The following is a 19,188-nucleotide window of genomic DNA, read 5'->3' on the forward strand; positions in this document are numbered from 1 at the left end:
AGGAGAGGACCCGTTGGGGGCCCTCAGGCGGGAACAAGAACTGGCGGTGTTCAGCGGCTTTCTTTTGCCTACTTTTCTTTGCCGCGGCAAAGAAAAGTAGGTGCCGCCCCGCACAGGGGCGACGCTAGCAGACCACATACAAACCGCGGATGCCAGCAAAAAAGCCAGAACAACCGCCCAGCGTCGCAAGACAACCCAAACCCAAACCCAAAACCCAAAACAAAAAAGGCGCACCTCCACGGCACGCCTTCAAAAAACCCTGCCCCAGAGGGGCAAAAAAAACCTTACTGCACAGAAGCAGAAGCCACCGCCCGTTCAGCATCGAGCGACGCCTCGGAGCTCTCCTGATGTGCTCGCGACAATTTCCCCATCAGCGGCAGCAGCAAAATCGCAATCACAGCCCCAACCGCCGCAAGCCATCCAAGCTCGGCAAACAGCTTCGTATACAGCGGCAAGGAAGCCAGCGGATCAAGATCCCCAGCCGGCATCTTCGCCAGATTAGCCACAACACTACCCAGATACTGCGACACGCCAGTGGCAACAAAATAAGCGCCCATCATAAAACCGCTCATCCGCGCCGGCACATAGCGTGCGATCATCGCGAGGCCCAAACCGCTCACGAGCAGCTCGCCGAGCGAATACAAACCATACCCGCCCACCATCCACCACGACGACACACGCCCGTTGACCGCAAAACTGCCGCTCCACGCATAAACGAAGAACCCCCCCGCGACAACGGCAAACCCAAACGCATACTTCGCAGCAACCGGCACATCCTTACCCTGCTTCGCGAGCTTCGTGTACAGCATCGCGAGCAGCGGGCTCAGCATCATGATCCAGATCGGATTCAACGCCTGGAACTGCGCCGCGCTCCACGTAAACAGATGCGTGCCGAACAGCGAGAACGTCGGATCGACGTTGCGCAGCGCGAACAGCGTCAGCGACGTCGACATCTGCTGATAGAACACGAAGAACAGGATCACCTGCAGCGTCAGAATCAGCGCGGCCAGCAGGCCCGAACGCTCCGAGCGCTCACACTTGAGCAGCATGTACGCGAAAATCGCCAGGATCGCGACGCCCGCCGTATACACACAAGCAACGGCAATCGCCTTGTGCTGCAGCACGAACGTCGTCGCCGTGCCGAGCGCAATTCCGCCGATCGCCACGGCCAACACCCGCTTCCAGCGGATCGGCTCGGCATCCGGCGCGGAGCCGACGTGCGACAGCGTGCGGAACATCAGGAAGTAATTCACCACGGCGACCAGCATGCCGCCGCAGCAGACGGCAAACGCCGTGTGCCAGCCCCAGTGATCCTTGATCCACGGCGTCGCAAGCATCGATACCGTCGAGCCGATGTTCACCGCCATGTAATAGATCGTGAACGCGCTGTCGATGCGCGCGTCGTCGCCCTCATAAATGCGGCGCACGAGGTTCGCGGCGTTCGACTTGAACAACCCATTGCCCACCACGATCACGCCCAGCGACGCATACATGAACTCGAGACTGTCGTTCGGCAGCGACAGCATCAGGTAACCAGCCGCCAGCACCAGCGCACCGAACACCATCGTGCGGCGCGCGCCCAGAACCTTGTCGCCGATCCAGCCGCCAATCGACGGCGACGCATAAACAAGCGCCGCAAACGCGCCCCATGTCAGCGTCGCATGGCTGTCGTCGAAGCCGAGCCGGTCGATCATGAACAGCACCAGCAGCGCCGCCATGCCGTAGTAACCAAAACGCTCCCACATCTCAATGAGAAAGACCGTCGAAAACGACCGGGTCTGGGATACGGGTGATTTCATGCTTTCCTCTTATTTACGAGATCGCGACCACGCGCGCAGGCGTCGAAGAGACGCCACGTTGCATGGTAAAGCTGCAAAAACTGGAGATCGTCGATGACTTGCCGCGGCCGATGCGCATATGGCATCTGGCAACGGTTCAGTACGGTACGAGCGACGGACAGCGCGGTCCGCGTCGAAAACGGAACAACCAGGACTTCAGCGGGAGGCCGTCAACGCGAACAACGCGCGACGAAGGCTCAATGATAAAGCATCGCGCGAGCAGACCGCCTTGACGGCTGCACTGGGATACGCGTGCTCGATATGCGGGATGGGTACGGAAAGACTGCGAAAGAATTCGACATGCGTATTCACCTTCATTCGTCGGTGGCAGTCCGGTCAGGACGTACCGATCAAAACACCGCCGCAGGATCGCTGCGATCGGGAGTGCATCGCGGATAACCAGGCTGGGCCACCCGCGCGAGGTTGCGATTGTGCGCATCGAAGCGCCGCTTGTCCCTTCGGGAATTCACTGATTAGTCCTGCACCACACCATGCGCAATCGATCACCGTCTCAACGCGCTACGAGTCAGATACTGCAAATCTGATGTTGGCTCTTTGCGATCTGGCAACATAGAGTGTTTTCTCGAAAAGATTGAAACACCCTGATCGGCGTCGAAGAGTTGTCAACTCACGCAAGGCCGGGCGGGGCAAGCGGCATACGTCATCAAACAACATTTGCTTATATCAAACTAATTTTGACGGACTAATTTGGTTTTGTTATGGTCACGACACTTGAGAAAGACACGGCACTTGCACTGGGGAGCAAGATCCGCGCGCTGAGGCAAAGGCTGAAGCGTACGCTCGATGAAACAGCAACGGCGGCAGGTATTTCGAAGCCGTTTCTGTCGCAGGTAGAGCGCGGTCTCGCGTCGCCGTCCATCACGTCGCTGGCAGGTATTGCGAATGCGTTGGGAGTGAAGGTGCAGTATTTCGTCGACACACCAAGTGAAGAGCGCTCGGTGTGTCGAGCAAACGAGCTGAAGTTTTTTGGTTTTGCAGACTCGGCGAATCTGTTTGCCCGGATGACCAATCTGTCGGGGGGCCGGCAATTGGAAGCCATCCTCGTGAGGATGCCACCCGGGCAAAAGCGTTCCGAAGTCACGACGCATGCCGGTGAAGAGTTTATCTATGTCATCGAAGGGCAAGTGTCGTTGACGCTGGAAGGCAAGACCTTCGTGCTGCGCGCGGGAGACAGCGCACATTACGAATCGACGGTGCCGCATAGCTGGGCCAATACGGCCCGCAAGGAATCGGTCGTCGTCTGGGTAGGTACGCCAAGACTGTTTTAGAAGGCAGGCATTCGATCCTGGTTGGAAGCGCTTCCGCACATCGCGGAAGCGTATGAAACCCCGCTGTAGGATGCCTGTAATAATAATTGTAAGGAATCCTGCATGCCGTACACCGAACAAGGGCCACCTCGGCCCGCATCACGCGGATAACCGTTAGCGGCGTCCGCGCCGCTTGCGTTCCTCTCCCGACTTTTTCTGCGAAACCACCCATGAAAACACCGTTCGTCTATACGACGGCGCTGGCCGCGCTCGTCCTCACATTTCAGCAAAACGCATCGGCCGTTACGGTGCCTGCCGGCACGACGCTCGCGCCGAGCCAGGAACTGACGCGTCAGGTCCCCGCCGAAACCGAATCGCTCGATCCCGCGCACATCGAATCGTGGACGGGCAACACGATCGGCCTCGACCTGTTCGAAGGCTTGACGCGCATCGACGCATCGGGCGCGATCGTCCCCGGCGTTGCGCAGTCGTGGACGCGCACCGCGCCAGACACGTGGGTCTTCAAGCTGCGTCACGATGCGAAGTGGAGCAACGGCCAGCCCGTCACGGCAGCGGACTTCGTGTATTCGTGGCAACGCGTGGTCGATCCGAAGACGGGGTCGAAGTACACGAACCTCGTCGAATTCGTGAAGAACGCGAAGGAGATCATCGCCGGCAAGGCGCCGCTGACGAGCCTCGGCGTGCGCGCCGTCGACGCCTACACGCTCGAAGTCAAAACGGAAGTGCCCGCCGCATTCTTCCCGCAACTGGCCGCAATGGCGCCGATGGCACCTGTCGATAAAGCGGTCGTCGCGAAGTTCGGCAACGACTGGACGCGTCCGGCGAACTTCGTCGGCAACGGTGCTTTCTCGCTGGTCGACTGGCAGCCGAACAACCGCCTCGTCGTGACGAAGAGCAGCAACTACTGGAACGCGCCGAAGGTGGCGATTTCGAAGGTCACGTATCTGCCGATCGAAAGCGATGAAACGGCGATGCGCATGTATCAGGCCGGCCAGTTCGACTACACGTACACGATTCCGTCGGGCATCTTCACCCAGGTCGACAAGCAGTTCGGCACGCAGCTGCAAAAGGGCTTGCAGATCGCGACTTACTACTACAGCCTCAACAACGAAGACCCCGTGCTGAAGGACAAGCGCGTGCGTCAGGCGCTGTCGATGGTGATCGATCGCGATCTGCTGACGTCGAAGCTCACGTCGAGCGGCGAACTGCCGATGTACGGTTTGATCTCGAAGGGCACGGAAGGCGCCGCGATCTACAAGCCGGAATGGGCATCGTGGCCGATGGCCAAACGTGTCGAGTACGCGCGCAACCTGTTGAAGGAAGCGGGTTATTCCGACGCGAAGCCGCTTGCGCTCTCGTTCACGTACAACACGAACGACCTGCACAAGAAAGTCGCGCTGTTCGTCACATCCGAATGGCGTACCAAGCTGGGCGTGAACGCCAAGCTCGAAAACGTCGAATACAAGGTGCTGCTCAAGATGCGCCACGACGGCAAGACGCAGGTCGCGCGCGACGGCTGGTTCGTCGACTACAACGACGCCAACTCGTACTTCGATCTGGTCCGCTGCAACAGTCCGCAGAACGACCAGAAATACTGCAACCCGAAGGTCGACGCACTGATCAATGAGGGCAACCAGCAGACCGACGACAAACAGCGCACGGCCCTGCTAACGCAGGCACATGACCTCGCGATGAGCGACTATCCGATGATCCCGCTGTTCCAGTACTCGGCAGCGCGTCTGGTGAAGCCGTATGTTGGCGGCTACACGGCGACCAACTATCTCGACATGCGCGCGTCGCAAGACATGTACGTGCTCAAGCACTAAATAGCACTAACAGCAGTAAAGGCACAGGAAAAGCACCCATGCTTGCATACACGTTGCGCCGCACGCTGTGGGCGATCCCGACGATACTCGCCGTGATCACCGCATGCTATCTGCTGCTGCATCTCACGCCGGGCGGTCCGTTCGACACCGAGAAGCAGTTGTCGGCGGCTACCCTCGCGAACCTGAACGCGCGCTATCACCTCGATGAGCCGCTGTGGAAGCAGTACCTGCATTATCTGTGGGGACTGCTGCACGGCGATCTCGGCCTGTCGTTCCGCTATACCGACTGGTCCGTCACCGATCTCGTGCTGAAGGCGCTGCCCGTGAGTCTCGGCGTCGGCGGCGTGTCGGTGCCGATCTCGTTCGTGATCGGCGTCGCGCTCGGCACGATTGCGGCCGTGCGCCGCGATAGCGTGATCGATCACGCGGTGATGGTGCTCGGCAATATCGGCAACGTCGTGCCGCCGTTCGTGCTCGGGCCGTTGCTCGTGTGGGTGTTCGCAATCCTGCTGAAGACGGGCGACGGCCACGGCTGGCTGCCCGCGGGCGGCTGGGGCGAGGGCGAGTGGCGCTATCGCGTGCTGCCCATCGTGCTGTTGACGATCATCAACGTCGCGCTGATCGCACGCGTGATGCGCGGCAGCATGATCGAAGTGCTGTCGGGCAACTTCATCCGCACCGCGCGGGCGAAGGGTCTGCCCGCGCGCACGATCGTCCTGCGCCACGCGATGAAACCCGCGCTGATGCCCGTCGTGTCGCTGCTCGGCTCGGTGTGCATCTCGTCGATCACGGCGGCGATCGTCACGGAATCCGTGTTCGCGCTGCCCGGCATCGGCCAGCTCGTCGTCAACGGCGCGATCAACCGCGATTACACGCTGGTGCTCGGCCTCGTCGTTCTGACGACAGCCGTCGCCGTCCTGTTCAACCTGCTCGTCGACCTCGCGTACGCCTGGCTCGATCCGCGTATCCGCTACTGATACCGATGAAAATGCCACCTGTTTCATTGACGCTCGCCGATGCGCCGCCGTCGCGCAGCCCGCTTGCGACAGCCGCGCGCCGCTTCGTGCGCAATCGCGCTGCGCTCGGCGCGCTGCTGTTGCTGGTCGCGATCGTGCTCGCGTGCTTCGTCGGCCCGCTGTTCTCTCCCAACAATGCGATCGACAGCGACTGGTCCGCGATCAGCCTCGCACCGACGTGGGCAAACATGCACTGGTTCGGCACCGACGAACTCGGCCGCGATCTGCTCGTTCGCACGCTGGTCGGTGGGCGTGTGTCGCTCGAAGTCGGTTTGCTCGGCACGCTCGTGTCGGGTCTGATCGGCGTCGCGTGGGGCGCGACGGCGGGTTATCTCGGCGGGCGCGTCGATGCCGTGATGATGCGTATCGTCGACATGATGTACGCGATTCCCTACATGCTGATCGCGATCCTGATGATGACGCTGTTTGGCCGCGCGTTCTATCTGGTCGTGCTGACCATCAGCGCGTTTTCGTGGCTCGACATGGCGCGCGTCGTGCGCGGCCAAACGTTGTCGTTGCGTTCGCGCGAATTCATCGATGCGGCGAAAGCGATCGGCGTGGATTCTCGCTCGATCATCACGCGTCACATCGTGCCGAACCTGATCGGCGTGGTGGTCGTGTATGCGACGGTCACGGTGCCGGGCATCGTGCTGACGGAGTCGGTGCTGTCGTTTCTCGGCCTCGGCGTGCAGGAACCGATGACGAGCTGGGGCGTGCTGATCCAGGACGGTGCGCAGAAGCTCGAATCGACGCCGTGGCTGCTGCTGTGCCCTGCCCTGATGCTGTGCGCGACGCTGTATGCCGTGAGCTTCGTGGGCGACGGCCTGCGTGATGCACTCGATCCGAAGGACCGCTGAGATGGCACATAACCCGGCACTACTAGAAGTCAAAGACTTGAGCGTGCGCTTCTCACGCCGCGACGGCGCGCCCGTGGACGCCGTGCAGCGCGTGTCGTTCTCGCTCGAAAAAGGCAAGACGCTTGGCATCGTCGGCGAATCGGGTTCGGGCAAGAGCCAGACCGTGATGGCGCTGCTCGGCCTGCTCGCGAAGAACGGCAAGGTCAGCGGCGAAGCGCTTTACAACGGCAAGAATCTGCTGACGATGAACGATGCCGCGCTCAACGGCATCCGCGGCGACCGCATCGGCATGATCTTCCAGGACCCGATGACGTCGCTCAATCCGTTCCTGACGATCGAGCGGCAGATGACGGAGACGCTGCAACTGCATCGCAAGCTGTCGCGCCGCGAAGCGAAGCAGCGCGCGATCGAAACGCTCGAGCGCGTGCGCATTCCCGACGCGGCTCGCCGCATCGGCATGTATCCGCACGAGTTTTCGGGCGGCATGCGCCAGCGCGTGATGATCGCGATGACGCTGCTCTCCGAGCCCGAAATCCTGATCGCCGACGAGCCGACCACGGCGCTCGACGTCACCGTGCAGGCGCAGATCATCGAACTGCTGCGCGAGCTGAACCGCGAGCGCGGCACCGCGATCATCCTGATTACGCACGACATGGGCGTGGTTGCCGGCCTGTGCGACGACGTGATGGTGATGTACGCGGGGCAAACGGTCGAACAGGCGCCCGCGCAGCAACTGTTCGCCGCGCCGACGCATCCGTACACGATCGGCCTGCTGAACGCGCTGCCGCGTCTCACCGACGAAGACGATCAGCCGCTGCAAACCATTCCAGGCAACCCGCCCCTGCCGGGACTCTCGACGCAAGGCTGCGCGTTCGCGCCGCGTTGCACGTTTGCCGAAGACACATGCCGTGCTACACGGCCGTCGCTCGAACCTATCGAAGGTGAAGCGCATGCGCTGCGCGCGTGCCATCGCCCCGTCCAGGCTATCGCGGAGGTGCTATGAGCGCCCAGGAAACTCTACTCAAGGTCGACAACCTGAGCGTGCATTTCAGCATCGCGCAGGGCGGCTATCCGTGGTCGAAGAAGGCGACACTGCGCGCCGTCGATGGCGTCTCGTTTGATGTTCGTCGTGGCGAGACGGTGAGCCTCGTCGGAGAATCGGGCTGCGGAAAATCGACGCTCGCGCGCGCGATCATCGGCCTTGCACCCGTGACCTCGGGCAGCGTGCAATGGAAAGGACGCGAGTCCGTCAAAGGCGCATCACGCGATACCTCGCAGATTCGCCGCGACGTGCAGATGATTTTCCAGGATCCGCTCGCCTCGCTGGATCCGCGCATGACCATCGAACAGATCGTCGCGGAGCCGTTGAAGACGCATCAGCCGCAACTGGGCAAAGAGGAGACACGCGTACGCGTGCGGACGATGCTGGAGCGCGTCGGCCTGAGCCATCATCATCTGCGGCGCTATCCGCATGAGTTTTCCGGCGGGCAGTGCCAGCGCGTGGGCATCGCGCGTGCGTTGATCAACGAGCCGCAACTCGTGATCTGCGACGAACCGGTGTCCGCGCTCGATGTATCGATCCAGGCGCAGATCGTCAATCTGCTGCGCGATCTGCAACGCGAACTGTCGCTATCGCTGCTGTTCGTCGCGCACGATCTCGCGGTCGTGAAGGCGATCAGCCAGCGCGTGCTCGTGATGTATCTGGGCCGCGTGATGGAGTTCGGCGACAAGCGCGACGTGTATCGCGAGCCACAGCATCCGTATACGCGGGCGTTGCTGTCGGCCGTGCCGCTGCCCGATCCGGCAGCGGAGCGCGCACGCGAACACGTGCTGTTGCGCGGCGAGATTCCGTCGCCGCTGAAGCCGCCTTCGGGCTGCGCGTTCCGCACGCGCTGCCCCGATGCGATCGAAGCGTGCGCGCACGAGCGGCCCGTTGTGAATGCGACGGGCGCCGGTCACACGCAGGTCGCCTGCATACGCGCTGTCATGACCTGACACCCCTTTAGCTTCACACAACCCTTTTTCCACGACGCAGCTAGCCGCTGCGCCGAGGGAGGCGTTCGTTCGCGCGACGGCGGGAACGGGCGAGAAAACGGCGTGGCCGACCGCCGCGCCACTGTTTCATCAACTAAAAAAATGGAATTGCAATGACAACCCAACGATCCACATCAGGAGCATCGAAACTCGCGTTGCTGGCCGTCGGCCTGCCCGCGCTGACGATCGCCACGGCAGCGTTCGCGGACGACGCAGCGGCACCCGCCGCTGCACCCGCCGCCGCCAGTGCGGCCGTCGCGCAGGCAGCACCCGCAACGCCCGCGACGACGGCCAAGCCGAAGCTGAAGCACACGCCGAATGTCGCGGAAGTGCAGCCCGAAACCAACAACGCGCTGGTGAACGCCGAGGCCGATCAGGTCGCGACGCCGCCCGCGCCGTTGTCGAGCCAGGCGAAGAGCCAGGGCCTGATTGCCGACAGCCATCTGAACCTGCTGTTCCGCAACTACGCCGACCAGTTCGACAACGAAGGCGGCCCGCACCGTCACGCGTGGGTTCAGGGCATGCAGGCGAATTTCGAATCGGGCTACACAAAAGGGCTGGTTGGCCTCGGCTTCGATGCGTCGCTGTTCGCCGCGCTCAAGCTCGACGGCGGCAATGGCGCGGGCAACATGGTGCACGTCGCGAAAGGCGGTGGCGGCTCGGATCAGCTCGCGTGGGCGTATCCTGGCATGTACGACATCAAGGCGCGCATCTCCGAGACAGTCGTGAAGTATGGCTTGCAGATCGTCGACAACAACCCGTTCATGGAACCGCACGATAACCGCGCGTTGCCGCCGACGTTCCTCGGCGTGTCGGCCGTGAGCAACGACGTCCACAATGTCACGCTGCAGGCGGGCAGCTTCACGAAGGTCGACCCGCGCGGCCACACGAATCTCGTTGACCTGTCGACGTCGTACGGCGGTGTCGCGTTCAAGCGCCTGTCGTACTTCGGCGGCAACTGGGACTATTCACCTAACGGTACGGTCACGCTGTACGCCGATCAGGCTGAGGACGTGTGGAATCAGTTTTACGCGGCGATCTCGCATTCGATCGGCGACGTGAACACGGTCAAGTGGGCGGGCCTCGCGAATATCTATTCGACGCATCAGACGGGTTCCGCGCTGCAGGGGCATATCAACAACAATGCGTATAGCCTGTCGCTGTCGGCGCAGCATGGTCCGCATCAGGTGTTGCTGGGCTATCAGCAGATTCTTGGCGACCAGTTCTTCGATTACGTGAACGAGACGAACGGTATTTATCTCGTGAACTCGATGGACGTCGATTACAACGCGCCGCACGAAAAGTCGTTCCAGCTGCGGTATACGTTTGACGGCAAGTATGCCGGCTTGCCTGGTTTCAAGGCGATGCTGTGGGGTGTGACGGGATGGGGCGCCGATGCTTCCGCCGGCGCGGCTTCTGGTGCTATCGGGCCTTATACGCGTAATGGTGAATATGTGCATGGCACGCACCATGAGATCGGTTTTATTCCTAGCTATACGCTGCAGAGCGGTCGCTTTAAGGATACCAAGATCACTTTTATCGCGATGTATCACAAGTCGACTGCTCATTACTCCGACCCGGATAATATGGAGTACCGGTTGGTTGTGAATGTGCCAGTGAAAGTGTTCTGAGTTTTTTTTGGTTGTCTGTGCGACGCGCTTTGGATTTGGTTTTTTTTATGCTGTCGCTGGCATCCGCGGTTTGTTTTTGGTTCTTCACGCGTCGCCCCTGTGCGGGGCGGCACCTACTTTTCTTTGCCGCGGCAAAGAAAAGTAGGCAAAAGAAAGCCGCTGAACACCGCAAGTTCTTGTTCCCGCCTGAGGGCCCCCAACGGGTCCTCTCCTTCATGCGGCGTCGCTCTTCTCGACGCCCGCTGCCAACGCTCTTATTGAGCGCCTCACCCGCTTCACACTCCCGCGTCGCCACACACGCGACCAAATCTCACACGTTCTATAGCGGCAAACTGTGTGTCGGCTTTCGCGCCATGCACACATCACTCCGGACCGAAAAGCACGATCGGTGTCGTAGGAGCGCTGAGGTGTGAAGCACTACGACCGACACACAGTTTGCCACCTGGGCGGCGCAGACCATTCGCTGCCGTTCGCTGCGCTACGGGTGATTGAAGTGGGTGAGGCATTTGTTCGAAGTGTTGGCAACGGGCGGTGATTGAGAAGTTGCCGTGTGAAGCGGGGGAACCGCTGGGGGCCCTCAGGCGGTGGTCAAGAATTGGCGGTGTTAGCCCGCTTTCTTTGCTTACTTTCTTTGCGGCGGCAAAGAAAGTAAGTGCCGCCCCGCACAGGGGCAACGCCTGAAGCACCGATAACAAAACGCGGATGCCAGCACAAAAGCTCAAAAAACCAAAAAACCAACCACGCGCTGCGCGCAAAAAAAACTTCAAAACAAAACCGAAACCACAATCGACAACCAAACCGCCACAACCCCAATCAAAAACATCCCCCGCCCAATCCTGATTCTGGAATCATTCGATTCCGGCTGAACAGGCGAAGTAACAACCCACGGCACAAGCCCAAGAAAAGCAAAACCCGTCAGCGCGAGGGTACCGACAAACTTGTCCGCCAACGTCCATTCACCGCTTTCCTGAAGGCCCCAATAGCCAAGAAAGATAATCCCGATCGAGAACATCGTCGCGGAGGCCGTGCAGAGCGCCGGCACCGAACCCTGAGGAGTGGGCATCTTCCACCTCGCATGAATCAGTGCCGTCGATTCTACTTCAGCCGCCAACATTCGCGTCCGATCGGTCCCCCACATTGCACACTCAAGCGGACTGCCGCGCCAGCCTCGCCTCATAAGCTTTCAGATGGCTGTACGCGATGCGCAGCAACGTCAGCGCGTCCGCGTTCTGCGCATCGCCGCCGCGCGCAATCAGATCGCCGACGATGTGATCGGCTTCGATCCGCGACTGACCTTCGATATCACGCAGCATCGACGCCGTCAGCGGCGAACCCTCCGCAAACAGAATGGTCTGCGCACGCGCATTGGACGCATCACTGATTGCATAACCATTTGCCGCCGCAACCGCCTTGCATTCGCCCAGAATGCCTTCAATCACACGCCGCCCATCCGCCGTCTTCACAATGTCGCCAATCGCCGCGCGATGCAGGCAGGTGCTGGTCGCGAGCGTCGCAAGAAATACCCACTTCTCCCACATCTGCCGAAGCACGTTGTCCGACGCAGCCGAATCGAAGCCCGCGCCGTCGAATGCGGCCGCCACGTTGCGTACGCGCTCGCTGGTGCCGCCGCCCAGTTCACCGAAACCGATCGAATGCATGTCGTTCAGATGCACGATTTCGCCCTCGCGATTGAGCGTCGCGGCAATCGCGCACTGGCCGCCCAATACGTTCGATGCGCCGAATCGCTGCTTGAGCACATCGATATGCCGTAGCCCGTTCAGCACGGGCAGGATCATCGTCGACTCGCCGACAGCCGGCGCAAACGATTCGATTGCATCGTCGAGGCCATACGCCTTGCAGCTGAGCAACACGAGGTCATAAGGCTGCGTGATCTGCGTCGCGAGCGTGGTCTTCACGTCGCGTAGCGTGAGATCGCCGCGCGGGCTTTTGATGACGAGCCCCGAACGTCGCAGTTCTTCAGCACGCTTTTCGCGCACCAGAAACGTGACATCGCGGCCCGCCTTCGCGAGACGCCCGCCAAAATATCCGCCCGTTGCCCCTGCTCCTACTACGAGAATTCGCATTGCTCCTCCGTTGTTCGTACGCATGGCGCGCGCCGTGCGTGTGCATATGCAGTATGTCGTAAAACAACGATGCCCGCAGTGGGCTTGCGTCTCCCACAGCGGGCATCAGTACAGCGATAATGAACGCGTCAGACGATTTCAAGCGCCAGCGCAATGCCCTGACCGCCACCGATGCACAACGTCACGATGCCGCGCTTCAACCCGTCGCGGCGCATCGAATGAATCAGACGCGTCGTGAGAATCGCGCCCGTCGCGCCGATCGGATGGCCATGCGCAATCGCGCCGCCTTCGACGTTGATGATGTCGTGCGCAAGCCCGAGCTTCTGCGCAACGGCGAGCGGCACAGCGGCAAACGCCTCGTTGATCTCGACGCGCTCGATATCGCCCAGTTTCCAGCCCGCACGCTCGAGCGCGATCTGCACAGCGGGTACGGGACCGATGCCGAACATGCCCGGCTCGACGGCCGCGACACCGAACGACACCAGACGAGCCGATGCTTCAATGCCATGCGCGTCCGCGTAATCGCGCCCGGCGACGATCATCGCCGCCGCGCCGCTGTTCAGGCCAGGCGCATTGCCTGCCGTGATCGTGCCATCGGGACGAAACGCGGGACGCAGCTTGGCGAGCGTTTCGACTGTGGTTTCGGGGCGAGGCTGCTCGTCGCGCGCAAACTGAATCGTGCCCTTGCGGCCGGCGATTTCAACAGCGACCAGTTCCGCGTCGAACACACCACGTTCCTGGGCAGCCGCAAAACGCTGCTGCGAGCGCGCGGCCCATTCGTCCTGCGCGGCGCGCGTCAGTTCGGCCTTGCTGACGAGGTCTTCCGTGTGCCAGCCGGAGTGCTCGTTCGAGAATGCATCGACGAGACCGTCGCGCAGCATGCTGTCATGCACCTGTGCATTGCCCATGCGGCTGCCCCAGCGTCCGCTGTCGAGCAGATACGGCGCGCGGTCCATGTTCTCCATGCCGCCTGCGATCGCCACGTCGCCGAATCCGAGCGCGATCTCCTGCGCCGCCGACACGATCGCCTGCGCACCCGATCCGCACACGCGGTTCACCGTCAACGCCGGGACCGACACCGGCACGCCGCCGCTCACCGCCGCCTGACGCGCGGGGTTCATCTTGTTGCCCGCCTGCACGACATTGCCCAGCACCACCGACGACACCGTCTTCGCATCGAGCCCGCTGCGCCGCAGCGTTTCGCGCACGACCGTCGCGCCCAGCTCCACGGCAGGCACTTCTTTCAACGACCCGCCAAATGCGCCGATCGGCGTGCGGACGGGATGCGCAATCACAATTTCGCGTGCATTCATCGCTATACCTCTGGTTGAAGAACTACGTGAGCGCCTCGCGCGAACGAGGCGCTTTCATTCGGTTCAGTTCGACGCGACATCCGCCGATGCTTTCGTCTTCGCGACATCGCTATTGACAGGCGGTGCATCCCAGCCGCCGCCCAGCGAGCGATACAGCGCAACCGCTGCCTGCGCATGCTCGCGCTTCGCCTGGTTCAACGCTTCCGCATCGCGCAGATAGGCCTCTTGTGCGTCGAGCACATCGAGGAAGCTCGACGCGCCGCCCTTGTACAGTTCCGTCGACAGACGCAGCGCCTTGCTCGACGAATCGAGCGAGCCGCCGAGCTTCTCGACCTGCGTCCCGCCGTTGACGAGATCGCTGCGCGTGTCTTCGATGTCCTTCAGCGCGTTCAGCATCGTCTGCTGCAGGCCGAGTTGCGATTCGCGCATGCGGCTCTCGTTCTGCTCGATATGCGCGGTGATGCGGCCCGCGTTGAAAATCGGGCTCGTCGCATTCAATGCGGCGCTGAAGAGGTTGTCGGTGAGCGTCGGCAGACCGAGATACGACGATGCGAGAATGCCGTCGCTCAGACTCAGGTTGAACTTCGGATAGCGGTCCGCGCGCGCGACGCCCACTTCCGCCGCGCGCTGTTCGACGCTCGCGTAAGCGGTGCGCACATCGGGTCTACGCAGCAGCGCTTCGGAAGGCAACGTCTGCGGCACGCTTTGCGACGGCACGGGAATCGGACGCGCTTCGCTGAGCAGCAGGCCGTCGACGCTTTCCGGCGTGCGGCCCGACAACACCGCGATCAGGCTCATGTCGTGCTGGATATTCGACTGGATCTTCGGCAGCTGCGCTTGCAGGTCCTGCAACTGGTTCTGCGCGCGCGCCACGTCGAGCTGTGTCGACAGCCCGTATTTCAGGCGCTGTTGCGTGAGCTTCAATGCGCGGCCGCGGATCTCCTCGTTGTCGTTGACGATCTGCAGTTGAGACTGCGCCCAGCGCAGGTCGATATACGCGGCAGCCGTATTGGCCGCCAGCGCGAGCCGCAATTCGTTGAGCGCCGATTGACGGCCGGTGGCCTGCGCCTGCGCCGCGAGCACCGCAAGACGCTCGCCGCCGAATACATCGGGCTGCCATGAGGCCGTCAGGCCGAACCCGGCTTGCTTCACGTAGCCGAGCGGCGGCGGCGTGTTCTGCCGCTCATACGCAGCCGTTGCGCCCGCATCGAGTTGCGGCGCGAGCGCCGCGCGCTGCTGCTTCGTGACTTCCTGCGCCTGCTTCACGCGCTCGACGGCAGCTTTCACATCGAGGTTGTCGTTGAGCACGATGTCGACGAGCTTGTGCATGGTCGGGTCGCCGAATTGCGACCACCACTGGTCGGCGTTCACCGTGTCTTTCGGCGCATCGACGCTCCATGCGTCCGGCGCGACCGTCTTCACGGTCTGCGGCAGGTCCGCGTGCGTCTCGGGCTGCACCGCGCATGCCGCGAGCGTCATGGCGGCGGCCACGGCAAGCGCTTTGGCTACGATCGATTTCATGTCGGGAATTCCAGTCATCGGATAGGTTGATGGCATGCGTACGGTTCAATGTGCGTCGGGCGGCGGGGCGGTCAACCCAAAAGGCTTCGAGAACAGCACGCTGATCAAACCCACGCCAAAGCACAGCGATACCGCAAGGAACGTGTCCGAGAAGGTCAGCACGAGCGCTTCGCGCATCAGCAGCGCGTGCAGCGATGCAAGGCCCGCCGATGCGCCATTGAGCATGTCGCCACCGACAGCCGCAAAATGCGCAGCCTGGTTGTGCAGCATCGCTTCGATTACAGGACGGCCCGCCGTCACATGTTCGTCGAGTCGTTCGTAATGCAGGTTCAGCCGGTCGTTGAGCATCGTGCTGCACACGGCGATACCGATTGCACCGCCCAGATTACGCATCAGGTTGAACAGACCGCTCGCGGATTTCAGCCGCGAAGGCGGCAGCGAACCGAGCGCCATCGTCACGATAGGCGGCACGCAGAACTGCTGGCCGACGCCGCGCAGCACCTGCGGAATCAGCAGTTCCTGCCAGCCCCACTGGTTCGTCAACGGCACATACAGGTAGCAGCCGACGCCGAAACAGATCAGCCCGAACACCATCAGCAGACGCATATCGACTCTGCGTGCGAGGAACGAGTACGCCGTCAACGCGACGAGTTGCGCGCAACCGACCGACAGCAGCGCAAGACCAATCTGCAGCGAATCGAACCCCCGTACACGCGACAGAAACACCGGCGTCAGAAAGACCGTGCAGAACAGGCCAATTCCCGTGATGAACGACAGTAGACTGCCGATACCGAAGTTGCGGATCGCGAGCGCCCGCAGATCGACGATCGGCTCCTTCGCGGTGAATGCATGCACGAGAAACAGGAAGCCGCAGATCACGCAGATCCACGTGCAGAACAGAATGACGTTATCGCCGAGCCAGTTCTTGCGCGGACCTTCTTCGAGCACGTATTCGAGGCAGCCGAGAAAGCCCGACATCAGCAGGATGCCCAGATAGTCGCCGCTCTTGAGCAGCGAGATATCGGCGTGATCGACGTTCACGTAGCGCGGCACCAGCACCGTGACGACGACACCCGGCACGAGGTTCAGATAGAACAGCCAGTGCCACGACCATTGATCGGTAATCCACCCGCCGATCACCGGGCCGATCGTCGGTGCGAGCGAGGCAAGCGCGCCAATCGTCGTCGCAGCGATGATCCGCTGCTTGCCGGGAAACAGCATGAAGGCTGTCGTGAACACGGTGGGAATCATCGCGGCGCCGGCCGCGCCTTGCAGGCCGCGAAACAGGATCATCGAGTTGATGTCCCACGCGAGGCCGCACAGCATGCTCGTGATGGTGAAGCCAAGCGCGGAGGCCGCGAACACCCAGCGCGTCGAGAACACGCGCGTGAGCCAGCCGGACATCGGAATCACCATGATTTCGGCGATCAGATATGCGGTCTGCACCCAGGAGAGTTCATCCTGACTCGCCGACAAACCGCCGCCGATATCCTTCAGCGACGACGCGACGATCTGGATATCGAGCGTCGCCATGAAGAAGCCGAGACACAGCAGCGAGAACGCGAAGACTTTGGTTCCGGTCGGCAGATCGGCCGGGTTCATGGGAGCGGATGTCGTCTTGCTCATGATGTGCGCGGCGTCCGTGAGTTACGAAGCCGAACGGGCTGCGTCGGCGCGCAGATGCACTTTCACGGTCGCCGAGAGACCGGGGCGCAACACGCCTTGCATGTCCTTCGGCACTGTCAGGCGCACACGCACGGGCACGCGCTGCACGATCTTCGTGAAGTTGCCGGTCGCGTTTTCGGCGGGCAGCACGCTGAAGGTCGCGCCCGTTGCCGGTGCAAGACTTTCGACCACGCCTTCGATCTCGCGACTCGACGCATCGAGATCGATGTCGACGGTGTCGCCCACTTTCATCTTCTTCAGCTGGTCTTCCTTGAAGTTCGCGTCGATCCACAAGCCATTCGCGGGCACGACCGTCAGCAGCGACACGCCGACATTCGCCAGCACGCCGACGCGCGCCGTACGATTGCCGACATAACCGTCGATCGGTGCGCGGATCGTCGTGTATTCGACGTTCAGCGCGGCGACACGTTGCGCCGCGACTGCCGTGGCGACGCGAGCGTGCGCGTCGTTGATCTGTGCGTCGAGCACAGTCAGTTGACGCTGCGCCGCTGTCAAAGCAGCACCGCTGCGATCCACGGAAGCATGCGCTTTCGCGAGATCCGCATCGGCGCGCTCGACGACCTGGTTCGACACCGCTTCGTCCTTTACGAGTTGCCGATAACGCACCGCATCCGACGCACTGCGCGTCAGCTCCGCATTCGACGCGCGCACTTCAGCCGATTGCTCGTTGATCGTCGCAAGCTGCAGCGACTTCTTTGCTTCGAGTTCCGTCACCGAAGCTTCCGCGCTCGCGACCTCGGCATCGGCCTGCGCCAGGCGCGCATCGTAATCGCGTGCATCGAGGCGTATCAGCACCTGCCCCGCTTTCACGTACTGGTTATCCTGCACCAGCACCTGATCGACGAAGCCGCTCACCTTCGGCGCGAGCACGGTGACGTCGCCGCCGACGTAGGCGTCGTCGGTGGTTTCGACAAAGCGGCCCACGAAGAACCAGTACGATCCCGCCGCCGCGATCACGACGACCACGGAAAGCACGGCCAGCAGCATCCACGGAATGCTGCGCGTCTGTTTCGCGGCGCCAGCGACGTTCGGTGGTGCAATAGAAGGAGTGGTAGACATGTCTCTATGTGCGTATGCACTGGGAATCGTTGAAAAAAAGCGCGACGAAGCGCCTGCCTGATTACGTGATTTGTCGAGCGCTACCGCCTCGTCATGTCGAACAGTTCTTCCCGCAGATCCGCTGCGCGCTGCGGCCCGAAGCGCTGCTCGAATTCGTTTTGCGCGGCGTACCAGTGCTCGCGCGCTGCGATCAGCCGTTCTTCGCCTGCTGTCGTCAGCGTCACCGTCAACACACGGCGATTACTGCGCGACGCTTCCGTGAACACCAGCCCGTCCCGCTGCAACGGCTGGATCGCCCGGACCAGCGTGGTGCGTTCCATCACCATCGAATCAGCGAGTTCCTTCATCGTCATCCATCTGCGGCGGCGCAGCCGGCACATGATCGAAAACTGCGAGATCTTCAGACCCACCTGCCCGAGATGACGGTCGTAAAGCTGGGTCACGTAGCGAGCCGCTTGCCGGATCGCAAAGCAATCGTCTTCGGGTGAAACCTGGACTGCTTCAGTATCGAACTCTACGTGCATATGCACACCATAAAATCGATTTCGTCGAACGCATCTTGCGACGCGTATCGGATACGAACGGGATTATTCGGCTGTCAGATTGAACAGTTCGGCGCGCAGCGCCTTGGCGCGGCCGCGCCCAAACTTGCTTTCGAATTCGTCCTGCGCGGCGCGCCAGGCGACGGCGGCCTGTTCGAATGTTTCCTTACCTGCTTCAGACAGGCTGAACTGATACGTGCGGCCGTCGTGCTCCGACGATTCGCTGATCACGAGGCCATCGCGCTGCAAGGGTTTCAGCGCGCGCACGAGCGTCGTGCGTTCCATCACCATCGTGTCGGCCAGTTCCATCATGGTCAGGCCGGGTTTGCGGGCAAGCTTTGCGACGATCGTGAACTGAGCCGCCGTCAGGCCGACCTGGCCGAGATGGCGCTCGTAGATCTGCGTGACGTACCGCGCCGCCTGGCGCAGTGCGAAGCAGTTGCAATCGTCGTGGGAAATGGGCTTGCTCATGAGAAGGAGTCTATATGTGCG

Annotated in this window: 16 protein-coding genes; 7 read left to right on the top strand and 9 right to left on the bottom strand. The window is 61.7% G+C overall.

The genetic code is table 11. The features are described 5' to 3' along the window. Window positions 1–284: 284 nt before the first annotated feature. The gene (locus tag G3O01_RS36835; protein ID WP_205811937.1) at window positions 285–1,799 is read right to left on the bottom strand and encodes an oligopeptide:H+ symporter; all 1,515 of its coding nucleotides are present in this window, start codon (window positions 1,797–1,799) and stop codon (window positions 285–287) included. A gap of 758 nt (window positions 1,800–2,557) precedes the next feature. Between G3O01_RS36835 and G3O01_RS36840 the strand changes: the two genes are divergently transcribed. The 7 genes from G3O01_RS36840 to G3O01_RS36870 all read left to right on the top strand — a co-directional run bounded on the left by G3O01_RS36840 (window position 2,558) and on the right by G3O01_RS36870 (window position 10,491). Further along, window positions 2,558–3,127 carry a cupin domain-containing protein gene (locus tag G3O01_RS36840; RefSeq protein ID WP_007743723.1) on the top strand — a complete coding sequence of 190 codons (570 nt, stop codon included), beginning with the start codon at window positions 2,558–2,560 and terminating at the stop codon, window positions 3,125–3,127. Between the two features lie 209 nt (window positions 3,128–3,336). Continuing rightward, a complete protein-coding gene (locus tag G3O01_RS36845; protein WP_205811938.1) occupies window positions 3,337–4,953 on the top strand; it encodes a peptide ABC transporter substrate-binding protein in 1,617 nt (538 codons plus the stop codon). A 38-nt stretch (window positions 4,954–4,991) separates the two neighbouring features. Then, window positions 4,992–5,930, top strand: a complete 939-nt coding sequence (locus tag G3O01_RS36850; RefSeq protein ID WP_205811939.1) for an ABC transporter permease subunit — start codon at window positions 4,992–4,994, stop codon at window positions 5,928–5,930. A gap of 5 nt (window positions 5,931–5,935) precedes the next feature. Beyond that, window positions 5,936–6,826: an ABC transporter permease subunit gene (locus G3O01_RS36855; RefSeq protein WP_205811940.1), complete on the top strand. Its 891-nt coding sequence runs from the start codon at window positions 5,936–5,938 to the stop codon at window positions 6,824–6,826. Between the two features lies 1 nt (window position 6,827). Then, window positions 6,828–7,829: an ABC transporter ATP-binding protein gene (locus tag G3O01_RS36860; RefSeq protein WP_205811941.1), complete on the top strand. Its 1,002-nt coding sequence runs from the start codon at window positions 6,828–6,830 to the stop codon at window positions 7,827–7,829. Beyond that, entirely contained in the window at window positions 7,826–8,821 is a 996-nt protein-coding gene (locus tag G3O01_RS36865; RefSeq protein WP_205811942.1) for an oligopeptide/dipeptide ABC transporter ATP-binding protein, read from the top strand. The genes G3O01_RS36860 and G3O01_RS36865 overlap by 4 nt, the downstream gene beginning before the upstream one ends. A gap of 152 nt (window positions 8,822–8,973) precedes the next feature. After that, on the top strand, window positions 8,974–10,491 hold the full coding sequence (locus G3O01_RS36870) for an OprD family outer membrane porin (protein ID WP_205811943.1): 1,518 nt from the start codon (window positions 8,974–8,976) through the stop codon (window positions 10,489–10,491). A 763-nt stretch (window positions 10,492–11,254) separates the two neighbouring features. Here the strand turns inward: G3O01_RS36870 and G3O01_RS36875 are convergent. From G3O01_RS36875 to G3O01_RS36910, 8 genes are all read right to left on the bottom strand, one after another. Continuing rightward, window positions 11,255–11,554: a hypothetical protein gene (locus G3O01_RS36875; RefSeq protein ID WP_205811944.1), complete on the bottom strand. Its 300-nt coding sequence runs from the start codon at window positions 11,552–11,554 to the stop codon at window positions 11,255–11,257. Between the two features lie 82 nt (window positions 11,555–11,636). Next, window positions 11,637–12,575 carry a 2-dehydropantoate 2-reductase gene (gene panE, locus G3O01_RS36880; protein ID WP_205811945.1) on the bottom strand — a complete coding sequence of 313 codons (939 nt, stop codon included), beginning with the start codon at window positions 12,573–12,575 and terminating at the stop codon, window positions 11,637–11,639. A gap of 128 nt (window positions 12,576–12,703) precedes the next feature. After that, entirely contained in the window at window positions 12,704–13,888 is a 1,185-nt protein-coding gene (locus tag G3O01_RS36885; protein WP_205811946.1) for a thiolase family protein, read from the bottom strand. Window positions 13,889–13,951: 63 nt separating this feature from the next. Next, window positions 13,952–15,409, bottom strand: a complete 1,458-nt coding sequence (locus G3O01_RS36890; protein ID WP_205811947.1) for an efflux transporter outer membrane subunit — start codon at window positions 15,407–15,409, stop codon at window positions 13,952–13,954. A 45-nt stretch (window positions 15,410–15,454) separates the two neighbouring features. Next, entirely contained in the window at window positions 15,455–17,035 is a 1,581-nt protein-coding gene (locus G3O01_RS36895) for a DHA2 family efflux MFS transporter permease subunit (RefSeq protein ID WP_205811948.1), read from the bottom strand. Window positions 17,036–17,056: 21 nt separating this feature from the next. Beyond that, window positions 17,057–18,154 (bottom strand): HlyD family secretion protein, encoded by a 1,098-nt coding sequence (locus tag G3O01_RS36900; RefSeq protein WP_205811949.1) that lies wholly within the window; start codon window positions 18,152–18,154, stop codon window positions 17,057–17,059. Between the two features lie 80 nt (window positions 18,155–18,234). After that, window positions 18,235–18,678, bottom strand: a complete 444-nt coding sequence (locus G3O01_RS36905) for a MarR family transcriptional regulator (RefSeq protein ID WP_205812003.1) — start codon at window positions 18,676–18,678, stop codon at window positions 18,235–18,237. A gap of 63 nt (window positions 18,679–18,741) precedes the next feature. Next, complete coding sequence (locus G3O01_RS36910) at window positions 18,742–19,167, bottom strand: MarR family transcriptional regulator (protein ID WP_205811950.1); 426 nt, start codon at window positions 19,165–19,167, stop codon at window positions 18,742–18,744. Window positions 19,168–19,188 lie beyond the last annotated feature (21 nt).

This window comes from Burkholderia sp. Ac-20365, from assembly GCF_017104715.1.
Classification (GTDB): domain Bacteria; phylum Pseudomonadota; class Gammaproteobacteria; order Burkholderiales; family Burkholderiaceae; genus Paraburkholderia.